The organism is Gordonia sp. C13 (assembly GCF_023218005.1).
GTDB classification, from domain to species: domain Bacteria; phylum Actinomycetota; class Actinomycetes; order Mycobacteriales; family Mycobacteriaceae; genus Gordonia; species Gordonia namibiensis.
The window spans coordinates 116,830-130,387 of sequence record NZ_JALPSY010000002.1 but is presented as its reverse complement, the minus strand read 5'-3'; the positions used below and the strand labels follow the sequence as shown (position 1 = coordinate 130,387).

Here is a 13,558-nt window from a genome sequence, read left to right as displayed (position 1 = left end):
TGTTCCACCTTCACTCGTCATCTTCGATGAGACGCAATGCTTGCGTCGGGCAGTACTGCACGGCGGCCTCGACCTCGGCTCGCCGGGATTCGTCGGGGTTGGCGTCGAGGATCTCCACGTGGTCCATCTTCGCGGCGAAAACCTCGGGGGCCTCCAGCTCACACATGCCGTGCCCCTGGCACAGATCCAGATCGACCTCGATGCGCATCAGCGATCCTGACGCTTACGGTAGGCAACGCGGCACGGCTGCTGCAGCTGAACGACCATCTTCGAGTGGTCGTTCCGGTAGGTCTCCGAGGGCTGCAGCATCTCGAACTCGTAGTTCTGGAACAGGACCGAGAAGATCGCCTTGAGCTGCATGATCGCGAATTGCGCACCGACACAACGATGACGACCCGCACCGAACGGAATCCAGGTCCAGCGATTGACGAGATCTTCCTGACGAGGCTTGTCGTACCGATCAGGGTCGAAGGTTTCCGCATCCGGGAAGTCCTCGGGAAGGCGGTTCGAGATCGCCGGCGACACCGCGATCGATTGACCGGCGGCGATCTCGTAGTCCTCGACGTGGAAGTTCTTCTGCACCACGCGCATCAGGATGATCAGCGGCGGGTGGAGTCGCAGCGCCTCCTTGAGCGCGTTCTCGAGCTGCGGCATCTGCCGGGTGTGGGCGAAGGTGTACTCGGGACGTTCACCGTCTGGAGTGTCGCCGTAGATCTCGTCGAGTTCGTCGTAGACGCGCTTCATGTAGTCCGGGTTGCGCAGCAACTCGATGAGCGTCCATGCCGCGGTGCCCGACGTCGTGTGGTGGCCGGCGAACATCATCGAGATGAACATGCCGGTGATCGTGTTCGCGTCGAAGCCGACCTGGACGAGGACGTCCATCAGGTCGCGATCTTCCTTGTCCTCGGTCGGATTCGCGATCCGCTCGTCCATGACGCCCTGGATGAACTCCACCAGCTCGGCACGGGCCTCGTCGCGTTTACGGAAGCTCTCGATGTCGGCCTTGTAATCGACGTAGGCGATCGGGTCGGTGCCCTTCTCCAGGTCGTGGAAGAGGTGCGCGATGTGCCCGTTGAGCCGCTCCCGGAACTTGCGTCCGATGAGACACGCCGACGAGGTGTACAGCGTGAGTTCGGAGAAGAAGTCGAGGAGATCGATCTCTCCCTCGTCGCCCCACTCGGCGATGATGCGTTCCGCCTCGTTGGGGATCGTCACCGCATGCTGCTTCATGTGGGCGCCCTTGAGGGCGGAGTTGTGGATCGCCTTGGAGCGTTCCTCGGGACTCGCGTCGAACACGACGCCCTCGCCGAACACCGGGGTCATGAACGGGTAGGCGGCCGCCTGGTCGAGGTCTTCCTCGGGTGCCCGGAAGAACTCCTCGTTGGCCGCGGCCCCGGACACCAGGACCACCTCGCGGTCGGCGAGCTGGAACAGGCCGACGTCGCCGCATTCCTCGCGGACGCGCCAGAACAGCGAGATCGGGTCGGAGGCGAGTTCGTCGAGATGCCCGTGTTCGCCCTCGCCGCCGGAAACGCGAGGCGGCTTCTTCAGGCCTGATTCGGTGATGGCGGTCATCGATCGGTCCCCTTGTCCTTCGTCGACTGTGGGTCTGCTGTCTTGCCGGAACTCCGGTCGCGGGGGACGGCCCCTTCGGCCTCCACCTCGACCGCGCGCATGTGGGCACCGCGCGGCATGGTGACCATGGCTGCGACGGCGAGCGCGATGTGGTGCGGTTCGAGGAAGTTGCCGTGGCGCGCCAGACCGTGCTTGATCCAGTCGTTGAGCATGTCCTCGGTTGTCTTCGGATCGAGGTTCATGCCCATGCCGGTCAGGGTCTGTCCCGGCCGGACCACGCCCGCACGCACGCCGGTGCCCTCGAGTTCGAGCTGGATGGTCGCGACCAGGCCGTCGATGCCCGACTTCGCGGCCACGTAGGCCGACGACCAGGGTCGCGGATGAAGCACCACATCGGAGCCGATGAAGACGAAATCGCCGCGCGCACGGTCGATCATGCCGCCGATGACCGCGCGGTAGATGCGGTAGGCGCCGGTGAGGTGGATGTTGACCTGGTCGGCGAAATGCTCCGGGCTCGTCTCGTAGGAGAGCCCGACCGCGAGGTCTCCAGCGCCGGCGACCACGATCTCGAGTTCACCGAGGGCGGCCTCCGCCTTCGCGACGCAGTCGACGACCGACTGCTCGTCGGTCACGTCGAGCGGCACCGCGACCGCTTCGCCACCCGCCGCGATGATCTTGTCGGCCAACTCCTGGAGCTTCTCGACGCGCCGGGCCGCGAGGGCAACCGGATGGCCGGCGGCGGCGAGGTGTTCGGCGGTTGCCGCGCCGATACCCGAGGACGCTCCTGCTACGAGGACCGGTCGACGCTCGGGATGGGGACGAAAAGCCATCAGCGCACCGTCACTTTCACGGGGAGTTCGGCGAAACCGCGCACGTTGACCGAGTGCACCCGGACCGCCCTGTCGATGTCGATGTCGACCGCGCGGATCGACCGGATCACCTCGCCGAGACCGATGTTGGCCTCCAGACGGGCGAGGTGGGCGCCGAGGCAGAAGTGCGCACCGAGGCCGAAGCTCATCAGTGCCTGCCCGTTGTCGCGTCCGATGTCGTACTTGTCGGCGTCCGGACCGAAGACCTCTTCGTCGCGGTTCGCCGAGCCGACGAGGAGGAGCACGCGGTCGCCGGCCGGGATCACGTGATCACCGTAGGGAGCGTCCTCGAGCACGCGACGCACGACGATCTGCGTCGAATTGTCGTAGCGGAGCGTCTCCTCGGTCCACTGCGGGACGGCGAGCTCGGGGTCGGCGAACACCTTGGCCAGCTCGTCGGGATTGCGCCAGCCCCAATACAGCGCGTTGGCAAGGAGTTTGGTGGTCGTCTCGTTGCCCGCGACCACCATCAGCACCATGAAGCCGACGATCTCGTCCTCGGTGAGCTTGATCCTCTCACCGGTCTCGTCGTCGTCGATCTCGGCCTCGATCAGCGCCGAGACCAGATCCTCGCCGGGGTTCTTCCGCCGGTCGGCGATGAGTTCCGAATAGTACTTGTGCAGTTCGATGTACGCGTAGATCGCGGCCTCGGGGATGTCGAGGACGCCGTCCTCGCGGTGGAGTAGCAGATCGGACTGGTGACGCAGGTGTGTGCGGTCGGCCTCGGGGACGCCCAGCAGCTCGGAGACCACATCCATCGGCAGGAGCGCGGCGAAGTCGTGGACGTAGTCGAACTCGCCCATGTCGAGGCACTTGCTCCAGTGCTGGTGGGTCAGCGCCGTGATCCGGCCGGTGAGGTCGTTGACCCGGCGCGGCGTGAACCCCTTCGACACCAGCTTGCGGATCCGCATGTGCTTCGGGTCGTCCATGGCGAGGAAGGACATCGACTTGTGGGCGTCGGGTCCGTACGCCGACGGGTCCATCGACACGCCCCAGCTGTTCGAGAACCGTTGCACGTCACGGAATCCCGCGCGGACGTCGGCATGGTTGGCCAGCGCCCAGAAATTCATCTCGGCGTTGTAGTAGACCGGCGACTCCCGGCGGAGCCGCGCGTAGGTCGGATACGGATCCTCGTGAAAGTCGTAGGCATACGGGTCGAAGGGGAGCGCTCGCTCCATCCCCGGCACCGATGTCGTTTCGGTCATCACTTCTCCATCAGTAGATGTGCTGCGGCAACAAGTCTTTCGGAGGTCTGCTCGTAGGTCATGTGGCCCATGCCGGCGTAGACGAGGCCGCCGGAGTAGATCATCTCCAGGGCGTCGAGCAGCGGTCCGGGATTCTCCGGGTCCACCTCCAGCGCGGCTGCGAGGCGTCGGCGGATGAACACACCGATGCGCACGCGGAGGTGCTCGACGTCGGGATCGGTACCCAACAGCGCGACGGTGACCGCGCCACCGAGTTGCCCCTCGCCGGCGACGACCAGCGCGACCTCGCGGAGCACCTGGGCGACCCGCTCCGCGGGCGTCGCAGCGGGGTCGGGTTCGGAGACGCCCGCGGACAGCCGACGCCAGAACACCTCGGCCACAAGGTGACTCTTCGACGAGAAGTAGGTGTACGCCGTGGCGGGCGCGACCCCTGCGAGCTTGGCCACCGAGCGCACGGTGAGCCCGTCGAACCCCTCGGCGTTCAACACGTCCACCGCCGCATCCGTGAGTCGCGCGACCGTCTCGGCTTGCTGCTGTGTCAGGCGGCGACGTGTGGATTCCTGGGAGACGGGGCTGGACATGTGAGCCACGCTACACTAGGTTTGAACGCGAGTCCAGACACCTGTCCAGATGGAGTTCCAGCTCATGCCCCTTCGCCCCGAATCCGCGTCGGACCTGTTGATCGACGGCAAACTCACCCCCGGCAGCGGTGGTGTCTTCGACGTCGTCAATCCGGCGACCGAGGAGGTCATCGGGCAGGCCGCCGAGGCCACCGCCGCCGACATGGACGCCGCGATCGCCGCCGCGCGTACCGCCTTCGACACCACCGCTTGGTCGCGCGACCACGCCTTCCGCGCCCGCTGCCTCCGCCAGCTGCGCGACGCCCTGCTCGCCCACGCCGACGAGTTCCGCGAGCTGACGATCGCCGAGGTCGGCTGCCCTTCGTTCCTCACCCACGGCCCGCAGTTCGAGGGCCCCGTCACCGACCTCGGTTACTTCGCCGACCTCGCCGAGAGTTACGAGTGGACCCGCGACCTCGGCACCGCGAAGCCGATGGGCATCAAGAACCATCGCGAGCTGCGGTCGGAGGCGATCGGCGTCGTCGGCGCGATCACCCCGTGGAACTTCCCGCACCAGATCAATTTCGCCAAGATCGGGCCCGCCCTCGCCGCCGGATGCACCGTCGTCCTCAAACCCGCCCCGGATACCCCGTGGTGTGCGGCACTGGTCGGCAAGGTGGTCGCCGAGGAGACCGACTTCCCGCCCGGCGTGCTCAACGTCGTCACCTCGACCGACCATCGACTCGGCGAACAGCTCAGCACCGACCCCCGCGTCGACCTCGTCTCCTTCACCGGCTCCACCGCGACCGGCAAGAAGGTGATGGCGGCCGCCTCGGAGTCGCTGAAGAAGGTGTTCCTCGAGCTGGGCGGCAAGTCCGCGTTCATCGTGCTCGACGATGCCGACATCGGTTCCGCCTGCGCGATGGCCGCTTTCAACGTCGTCACCCACGCCGGCCAGGGGTGTGCGATCACCACCCGACTGGTGGTCCCCCGCACCAAGCTGGACGAGGCGATCACGGCGACCCGAGATGCACTGGCCGGACTCCCGGCCGGGGACCCGACGAGTTCGGGCACCATCTGCGGTCCGCTGATCTCCGAGCGCCAGCGGCAACGCGTCGAGTCCTACATCGAACTCGCGAAGCAGGAGGGCGGGACGATCGAGATCGGCGGGGGTCGCCCGAACGACAAATCCAAAGGCTTCTTCGTCGAACCGACGCTCATCTCCGGACTCGACAACTCGGCACGCGTCGCGCAGGAGGAGATCTTCGGCCCGGTGCTGGTGATCATCGCCCACGACGGCGACGACGACGCCATCCGCATCGCGAACGACTCCCCCTACGGACTGTCGGGCATGGTCTACGGCACCGACGGGGACCGGATCAACAACGTGGTCAACGGTGTTCGCACCGGAACCATGGGCATCAACGGCGGCATCTGGTACTCCGCCGACGTCCCGTTCGGCGGCTACAAACAGTCCGGCATCGGTCGCGAGATGGGCGTCGCCGGGTTCGAAGAATACCTGGAGACCAAGGCCGTCGCCCGGCCCGCCTAGTACCCACACAGAAAGCAGGACAATGAGTTCCAAGCGTTTCGAGAACAAGACCGTCATCGTGACCGGGGCCGCGGGGGGTATCGGTGAGGCCTATGCGCGGGCACTGGCCGCGGAGGGCGCCAACGTCGTGGTCGCCGATCTCGCCGACGAGAAGGGCAAGCAGGTCGCCGCCGACATCGGTGGCCTGTACGTCAGCACCGACGTCGCCGACGAGGAGTCGGCGAAGGCCCTCGCCCAGGCGACGGTCGACGCCTACGGTTCGATCGACGGCCTGGTCAACAACGCCGCCATCTACGGCGGCATGAAGCTCGACTTCCTCATCACCGTGCCGTGGGACTACTACAAGAAGTTCATGAGCGTGAACCTCGACGGTGCGCTCAATGTGACCCGCGCGGTCTACCCGCACATGACGAACGGCGGCGGTGCGATCGTCAACCAGTCCTCCACCGCCGCATGGCTGTACAGCGGTTTCTACGGTCTGGCGAAGGTCGGCGTCAACGGCCTGACCCAGCAGCTCGCCACCGAGCTCGGCGGCCAGAACATCCGCGTCAACGCCATCGCACCCGGCCCCATCGACACCGAGGCCACGCGCACGACCACCCCCAAGGAGATGGTCGCCGACATCGTGAACCGGCTCCCGCTCAAGCGGTTCGGCACGCCGGAGGACCTCGTCGGGATGTGCCTGTTCCTGCTGTCCGACGAGGCCGGCTGGATCACGGGGCAGATCTTCAACGTCGACGGTGGGCAGGTCATCCGGTCATGAGCGAGGACACCCCGATCCGCCTGGGGTATGTCGGCCTCGGCAACATCGGCGGCCCGATGGCCGGCAGCCTCGCCGCATGGCCGGGCGGTCTCACCGTGTTCGACCTGTCCGACGAGGCAACCGCGAAGGTCGTCGACAAGGGCGCGAAGGCAGCCGGATCACTCGCCGAACTCGCCTCCGGAGCCGACATCATCGGCATCTGCGTTCTGAACGACGAGCAGGTCCGCTCGGTGGTCACCGGTCCCGATGGCCTGTTGTCGACGGCCCGCCCGGGCACCATCATCACCGTCCACTCGACCATCGGCCCGGACACCGCGATCGACCTCGCGAAACAGTGCGCCGAACGCGAGGTGATCCTGCTCGACGCCCCGATCTCCGGCGGCGCGATGGGCGCGGCGTCGGGACGACTCGCGATCATGGTCGGCGGCCCGCGCGACGCCTACGAGAAGCTGAAGGAGCCCTTCCGGCTCACCTCGGACATGCTCGTGCACGCGGGAGCCGAGGTCGGCGCGGGCACCAAGATGAAGCTCGCCCGCAACCTCCTGCACTTCATCTCGTTCACCGCCACCACCGAGGCGGCTCGTCTCGCCGAGGCTGCCGGGCTCGACATCACCAAGCTGGGCAAGGTCGTTCGGCACACGGACGCCATCACCGGCGGTGCCGGCGCGATCATGCTGCGGGAGACCACGGCGACGCTCGACGCCGACGATCCGTGGTACGGCATCTTCACCGGCGTTCGTACACTGGGCGAGAAGGACCTGTCGTTGGCACTCGCACTCGCCGACGACCTCGGCGTCGATCTGCCCCTCGGCCGGATCGCACTCCGCGAGCTGGCCCCCGGACTCGGTGTCCCCCATCTCGAAGGAGAAACCGCATGACCCGATCCAACATCTCCGACGAAGCACCCGACGAGGTGCGCAAGCGCGGTCTCAGGCGGATGTCCGAGGTCTACGGCTGGGAGATGAGCGACGGTCCCGGCGACTACTTCGCACACACCGCCGATCAGGTGTTCGCCAACGTGTGGGCGCGCGAGGGCCTCTCCGACCGGGATCGGCGACTCATCCTGCTCGGCGCTCTGGCAGCGAGCAACAACATCGACGTCGCCGAGATCCAGGCCGGCGCCGCACTCGGCAACGGCGAACTGACGCCCGAGCAGCTCGAGGAGATCAGCCTCTTCCTCTGCTACTACATCGGCTGGCCCCAGGGAACCAAGATGCACTTCATGTTCGGTGAGGTCATCAAGAAGCACCGGAAGCAGAAGTGAACCAACAGATCACGTTTCGACCCCTGTCCGACGGCAAGGGCTCCTCACTCCTGAGCGCCTCGCCGCTCCCCGACCTCGCGGCCGCCGGATACACCGACGCCGAGTACGCGGCGTCGGGAGTTGCCCGTCGCCTCGTCGGCGACGCCGACGCCCCGCCGGCCGAGTTCACGACCCGGCTCGTCGTCCGACGCCCCGCCGACGCCGCAGCGTTCAACGGCTGCGTCGTCGTGGAGTGGCTCAACGTGAGCAGCGGCAGCGATGCCGCACCGGAGTACTCGTATCTCGCCGCCGAGCTGGTGCGTGCCGGCTACGCCTGGGTGGGGGTGTCGGCGCAGTACGTCGGCATCGAGGGCGGCGCCGGATCGGTGGGCGTCGCCACCGGTGAACCCCAGAGCCTCGCCGCCAAGGACCCCGATCGCTATGCCGGATTACATCATCCCGGCGATGCGTACTGCTACGACATCTTCCGTTCGATCGTCCTCGCAGTCCGCGGTGACCACTCCGGCGAGAGTCCTACCCCGGACCACCCGCTCGCCGGGCTGGCCGTCGGCTCGGTGCTCGCGGTCGGCGAATCCCAGTCCGCGATGGCCCTGACCACCTACGTGAATACCGTTGCTGGTGACGGAGATTTCGACGGGTTCCTCATCCACAGCCGTGCCGCTGCAGGGTTGCCCGCGGGCGAGGTCGGCACCGGTATCGACGTGAGCACCGTGTTCAGCGGCGAACCCACCACGATCCGCACCGATCTCGACGCACCGGTCCTCGTCGTGCAGACCGAGACCGATGTGCTGACCAACTTCCGCTACCACCTGGTGCGCCAGCCGGACACCGACCGTCTACGCGTCTGGGAGATCGCCGGCACGTCACATGCCGACCTGCATCAGATCGGCGACTTCGAGGAATTCCTCGGCTGTCCCGACCCGGTGAACCGCGGGCAGCAGCGCTTCGTGCTGCGCGCCGGACTCCGCCACCTCCGCGCCTGGGCCGACGGCGGGGATCCGCCACCGTCCGCCGAACCGTTACGTCTACGCGGCGTGACGACTCCCGAGCCCGAGTTCGAGGTCGACGACATCGGCAACGTCCTCGGCGGCGTCCGCACCCCGTGCGTCGACGCACCGACCCAGGTGCTGAGCGGTGTTGTTCCCGAGCCGATCTCGCGGATCTGCCTGCTCTTCGGGTCGACCCACCCGGTGCCGGAACACCTCCTCGCCGAACGCTACGGAACCCGCGACGAATACGAGAAGCACTACCGCGACGCCGCCGACGCGGCCATCGCCGCAGGGTTCGTACTCGTCGAAGACCGCGACGAACTGATCGCCGACGCGAACCCGGAGTCGGTTCCCGAGTAGGCGAACCCCCGCCGAAATCCGCCCCCGAAAAGCACCCTGTGCAGCGACGCCGGCGACATATCGTCGCCGGCACTCGCCTGGAGGGTGGTTATCGGGGGCGGATTTCAGCGCGCATTTCAGGGGCGCATTTCAGACCAGGCTCAGAACGCCGCGCGCTTGCCTTCCTCGGCCGGTCCTGCGGGGCGGGCGGGTTCGCTGAGGAAACCGTCCGTCGCGTGCCGAATGCCGGTCGAGATGGCGTGGCCGACATGGCTTCCGGGGTACCAGTGGATACGGCCGCCCCAGTGTTCGTGGAGTTGTTGTGCCGCCGACACCCAGGTCACGCGGTCGTTGAGAGCCGCGACGACCATCCGACGATCCGGCGGCGCGATCGGCGTGACCCGCAGCGGGCTGATCACACTGGCGACCTCGCGTACCGACTCGTCGCGCATCAACGACGCCAGGTGCTCACCCTTGGGTCCGCCGCGGGACATGTGGTGGGCCAGCGTCGCATGCATGTCCAGCATCGGGACCACCGCGAGGACGGTGGCGACCCGCGGGTCCATGGAGGCGACCAGGGCGGCGATCGGACCGCCGAGAGACGTTCCGGCGATGGCGATCTCGGCGGGTTCGTGCTGCTCGATCCAGGAGATCAACGACCGGATCTCGGCGACGGCGCGGATGGTGATGAGCGTGTTCACCAGCGGGTCGAAACCCGGGTACGACACCGACGGCACGCGCCGACCGCCGTGTGCGGGCAGCACCGGGAAGGCGACGTCGTAGCCGAGCTTCTTGTGCAGGTGGGCAGCCCGGAAGGCGTAGAGATCGTCCGGCCGGCCCTGCGCCGCTCCGTGCACCCAGATCAGCCACCGGGCCCCAGACCGGTTCTTGGTCATCACCCGGACCGACGAGATGCCATCGGCGTACGGGTCCAGTGACGCCACCGACGCCGGCAGCTTCGCGTCGACGGAGTAGTCGATGTGCTCGAAAGACGTGGTTCCGAAGATCTTGCGATCGCGCGACAGGATGCGGGGCGGACCCGGATCCCGGTGTACCCCGGCAGGTCCGAGGCGTACGAACTCGTCGGCGACGTCGGCGCACCGCGCCACCATCTCCTCGACCGACTCCATCGGCGGGATGTCCCGGATCACGGAGTTGATCGCGATGAACATCTCGTCGATCGCGGTCTCACCGACCTGTCGCGGTCCGCAGCCGGCAGCCGGGATACCCGTTTCCGGATTCCCTCGTCTCGCGGCCAGCGAGCTGCCGATCGCGCGGGGCAGTACGCCCGCGAACAATCCCAGCCGGGCGCGCTCGGTCTCCCAGTCGATCAACTGGCCTCCTGTGCCATGGCACCGATACCGAGCGCATCGGTCGCCTCGTCGACGGCCTCGACGACCCGCCGGAGGAACCCGGCCGGGTCCGGCATCGATTCCGGTGTCGCGATGAGTCCCATGCTCAGCCGTCCGGCGTAACTGTAGGTCGTCAGGTTCACATCCGCGGGCGCAATGGCCAGGGCGAAGGAGATCCAGTCGACCACTTCGATGTCACCGATCCAGCGCGTCGTCCGCGGGCCGGGCATGTTGGCGGTGGTGATGTTGTTCATCACCAGCGGCATCACATTGGCGGCCAGCCCGCGGAACAACGGGCCGAGCCGGCCGGTGTAAGTCGAGAGCTTCTCGGTCAGTTCGAAACCGACCTCGCGACGGCAGGCGACGGTGGCCCCGCAGCTCTCGCCCGTCGCGACGATCCGCTCTACGGGATCGGCGAGGTCGGAGCGCAGATACGCCATGGCGGTGGCGATCTCGTTGCCGTGCACGCGGTTCGACGCGAGGTCCTTGCAGACCCCGAAAATGGTCACCGAGTTGCCCGGCTCCTCGCCGCGGGCGAGAAGCTCGTTGCGGATCGCACCGGCGATCACGCCGTGCAGTGCACCGTTCACCGTGGTGCCGGCGGCCAGGGCGATTCGTTGGATGTCGGCGAGCGCGATGTCGGCCGAGGCGCACACGCGGTCTGCCCCGCCGCGGGCGTTGAAGCTGGTACGACGCACCGTCAGCGGCTTGGGGATCAGGTCGCCGCGTGCCGCTACGCGGCGTGCCCACACCGCGCGCCGCCCGGCCGAGATCACCGACGGCACACCGCGGAACAGTCGCCGCGACTCGGCGCGGGCCGCCTTCGTGAGGCTCTTCGTGTCCGGGTCGAGGGCCTCGGGGATCGGTGCCGGGTGAACCCGCTCACCGGGTTCGGCGGTGGCCGCCATGAAGGTGTTGAGCGCAGCCAGCCCGTCGGCCACCGCGTGGTGGACGCGGACCACGATGGCCTGACGGCCTCCCTCGAGACCGTGGACGAGGGTGAGCCCCCAGAGCGGTAGTTCGCGGTCGAGCTGCCGCACGGCGAGTTCGGACAGGACCGCGTCGAGCTCGGCGCGCCCTCCCGGGGCTGCGGCCGCCATCTCGTCGATGTGACGGGTGACGTCGAAGGCGTTGTCCTGCACCCAGAACGGGCGAGCAGAGCATCCGGGTACCCAGCGCACCCGCTGGGTGGCGCGCGGGAACATGCCGAGATAGCGCGGGATCACGTCGCCGATCTCGTCGAGGGTGAGCGGACGGTCACGCCGGCTCGTGTCGAGCACCGCGACCTTCAGCGTGTGCATCGGATTCGACGGGGATTCCATGTTGAGCATCAGCGAATCCGGGCCGGTCATCCGCTCGGCGTCGTGCGGGACGCCGCCGGCGCCGGCGAACAGCTCGGTGACGCGGGGCGTGTTGCGTGCGTTCATCGTTCAGCTCACCTTTCGTTCCGGGGCGGCGGAGAGCAGATCACGCTTGAGGATCTTGCCGGTGGCGTTGCGGGGCAGCTCGTCGAGGTAGTGGACGTCGCGGGGGACCTTGAACCCGGCCAGCTGTTCCTTGACGTGCTGTCGGATCTGGTCGGCACCGATGAGGGTCTGCGGGGCGCGCACCACGTAGGCGGCCAGGCGCTGTCCGAACTTCTCGTCGTCGACGCCGATCACCGCGACCTCGTGGACCTCGTCGAGCGCGCCGATGACCTGCTCGACCTCGAGCGGGTAGACGTTCTCGCCACCGGACACGATCATCTCGTCGTCGCGGCCCACGACGAACAGCCGGCCGTTCTCGTCGATCCGTCCGACGTCACCCGACACCATGTGCCCGTCGCTGAACGCCTTGGTGTCGGCGGTGGTGTAGCCGTCGAATCCGGAGTTGTTGGCGACCACGATGCGACCGATCTCGCCGATCGGCAGCTCCCGATCGTCGTCGTCGAGGATGCGGACGCTGGTGCCCGTCAGCGGGCGACCCGCGGTGTCCGGCGCGACGCGCAGGTCCTCCGGGGTGGCGGTGCTGATCAGGCCGGCCTCGGTGGCGTTGTAGCTGTTGTAGACGACGTCGCCGAAGCGGTCGAGGAAGGCGATCAGGGCGTCGGTCCGCATCCGCGAACCGCTGGCCGTCGCGAAGCGAAGACTCGGCATCGGGTGGGCGTCGAGAACGTCGTCGGGCAGGTCCATGATGCGTTCGAGCATCACGGGCACGACGGCGAGCCCGGTCGCCTCGTGGTCGCGGACGAGATCCAGTGTGGCCTCGGGGTCGAAGCGCCGGCGCATGATCATCGTGCACGTCATCGTTGCCGAGATCGCCACCTGCCCGAATCCCCAGGCGTGGAAGATCGGTGCGGCGATGACCGTGGATTCCCCGGCGCGCCAAGGGATGCGGTCGAGCATCGCGGCCAGCGAGGCGATGTCGGTGCTGCCACCCCGCCGCGCGCCCTTCGGGGTGCCGGTGGTGCCCGAGGTGAGCAGCACGATACGGCCGGCACGCTCGGGGCGCGCGGGGCGTCGACCGAGGTTCGCCTCGATGAGCGAGTCGGTCGTGTCACCGGCCACCGGGCCGGTCTCGGTCCAGGCGTGGATGCGTCGGACATTCGGAAGACGTTCTGCCGCAGGGGCGATGACCGCGTCGAACTCGTCGTCGGCGATGAGGACGTCGGCGCCCTCGCGTTCGAGGACGTCGGCGAGCTGCGGTCCGGCGAACCCGGTGTTGAGCAGCACCGCGTCGGCGCCGAGACGTGATGTCGCGGCAAGGGCCTCGATGAGGCCGCGGTGGTTGCGGCAGAGGATGGCGACCGTGTTCACCGATGTGCCGGGGAGCTCGCGCAGTCCGACGGCCAATGCGTCACAGCGCGCGTCGAGTTCGCCCCAGGTGAGCTCGCCGGCCTCGTCGACGAGGGCGAGTCCCTTCGGGGCGCGGGCTGCGGCCAGGCCGATGCCGCTGACCGGCGAGGCGCCGCCGTGGCGTCGCAGGTTGAGTCCCATGCGGATGTAACGGTCGAGTCGCAGTGTGCCGAGGAAGCCACTGCGGATGAGGGTGCGTACGAGCCACGTGTAGGTGGTGACGCGATCGCGAAGCCGTGTGATCATCGTCGATCTC

13 protein-coding genes are annotated in these 13,558 nt (G+C 67.7%); 5 read left to right on the top strand and 8 right to left on the bottom strand.

Going from position 1 to position 13,558, the window contains the following annotated elements; all coding sequences use genetic code 11:
* Positions 1-10: 10 nt before the first annotated feature.
* Genes M1L58_RS03025 through M1L58_RS03005 form a run of 5 tightly spaced genes read right to left on the bottom strand, consistent with a single transcriptional unit; the run spans position 11 to position 4,230 of the window.
* Positions 11-208, bottom strand: a complete 198-nt coding sequence (locus M1L58_RS03025) for a ferredoxin (protein WP_154882151.1) — start codon at positions 206-208, stop codon at positions 11-13.
* Positions 208-1,575 carry a cytochrome P450 gene (locus M1L58_RS03020; RefSeq protein ID WP_248657785.1) on the bottom strand — a complete coding sequence of 456 codons (1,368 nt, stop codon included), beginning with the start codon at positions 1,573-1,575 and terminating at the stop codon, positions 208-210. The genes M1L58_RS03025 and M1L58_RS03020 overlap by 1 nt, the downstream gene beginning before the upstream one ends.
* Positions 1,572-2,405 carry an SDR family oxidoreductase gene (locus M1L58_RS03015; protein WP_248657784.1) on the bottom strand — a complete coding sequence of 278 codons (834 nt, stop codon included), beginning with the start codon at positions 2,403-2,405 and terminating at the stop codon, positions 1,572-1,574. The genes M1L58_RS03020 and M1L58_RS03015 overlap by 4 nt, the downstream gene beginning before the upstream one ends.
* Positions 2,405-3,649: a cytochrome P450 gene (locus M1L58_RS03010; protein ID WP_154882148.1), complete on the bottom strand. Its 1,245-nt coding sequence runs from the start codon at positions 3,647-3,649 to the stop codon at positions 2,405-2,407. Before M1L58_RS03010 ends, M1L58_RS03015 begins: the two co-directional genes overlap by 1 nt.
* Positions 3,649-4,230, bottom strand: coding sequence for a TetR/AcrR family transcriptional regulator (locus M1L58_RS03005; protein ID WP_005201400.1), 582 nt, complete (start codon positions 4,228-4,230; stop codon positions 3,649-3,651). Before M1L58_RS03005 ends, M1L58_RS03010 begins: the two co-directional genes overlap by 1 nt.
* A gap of 64 nt (positions 4,231-4,294) precedes the next feature.
* Between M1L58_RS03005 and M1L58_RS03000 the strand changes: the two genes are divergently transcribed.
* Genes M1L58_RS03000 through M1L58_RS02980 form a run of 5 tightly spaced genes read left to right on the top strand, consistent with a single transcriptional unit; the run spans position 4,295 to position 9,137 of the window.
* Positions 4,295-5,761 carry an aldehyde dehydrogenase gene (locus tag M1L58_RS03000; RefSeq protein WP_248657783.1) on the top strand — a complete coding sequence of 489 codons (1,467 nt, stop codon included), beginning with the start codon at positions 4,295-4,297 and terminating at the stop codon, positions 5,759-5,761.
* 22 nt (positions 5,762-5,783) lie between these two features.
* Complete coding sequence (locus M1L58_RS02995; RefSeq protein ID WP_005201404.1) at positions 5,784-6,524, top strand: SDR family oxidoreductase; 741 nt, start codon at positions 5,784-5,786, stop codon at positions 6,522-6,524.
* Positions 6,521-7,402, top strand: a complete 882-nt coding sequence (locus M1L58_RS02990; RefSeq protein WP_248657782.1) for an NAD(P)-dependent oxidoreductase — start codon at positions 6,521-6,523, stop codon at positions 7,400-7,402. The genes M1L58_RS02995 and M1L58_RS02990 overlap by 4 nt, the downstream gene beginning before the upstream one ends.
* Complete coding sequence (locus tag M1L58_RS02985; RefSeq protein WP_154882145.1) at positions 7,399-7,788, top strand: carboxymuconolactone decarboxylase family protein; 390 nt, start codon at positions 7,399-7,401, stop codon at positions 7,786-7,788. The genes M1L58_RS02990 and M1L58_RS02985 overlap by 4 nt, the downstream gene beginning before the upstream one ends.
* Positions 7,785-9,137, top strand: a complete 1,353-nt coding sequence (locus tag M1L58_RS02980) for an alpha/beta hydrolase domain-containing protein (RefSeq protein ID WP_248657781.1) — start codon at positions 7,785-7,787, stop codon at positions 9,135-9,137. Before M1L58_RS02985 ends, M1L58_RS02980 begins: the two co-directional genes overlap by 4 nt.
* A 140-nt stretch (positions 9,138-9,277) precedes the next feature.
* On the opposite strand, the gene M1L58_RS02975 is transcribed toward M1L58_RS02980, so the two are convergent.
* Genes M1L58_RS02975 through M1L58_RS02965 form a run of 3 tightly spaced genes read right to left on the bottom strand, consistent with a single transcriptional unit; the run spans position 9,278 to position 13,548 of the window.
* Entirely contained in the window at positions 9,278-10,450 is a 1,173-nt protein-coding gene (locus M1L58_RS02975; RefSeq protein ID WP_248657780.1) for an alpha/beta fold hydrolase, read from the bottom strand.
* Positions 10,447-11,895 (bottom strand): wax ester/triacylglycerol synthase domain-containing protein, encoded by a 1,449-nt coding sequence (locus M1L58_RS02970; protein ID WP_248657779.1) that lies wholly within the window; start codon positions 11,893-11,895, stop codon positions 10,447-10,449. Before M1L58_RS02970 ends, M1L58_RS02975 begins: the two co-directional genes overlap by 4 nt.
* Before the next feature lie 3 nt (positions 11,896-11,898).
* The gene (locus tag M1L58_RS02965; RefSeq protein ID WP_248657778.1) at positions 11,899-13,548 is read right to left on the bottom strand and encodes an AMP-binding protein; all 1,650 of its coding nucleotides are present in this window, start codon (positions 13,546-13,548) and stop codon (positions 11,899-11,901) included.
* Between the last annotated feature and the right edge of the window lie 10 nt (positions 13,549-13,558).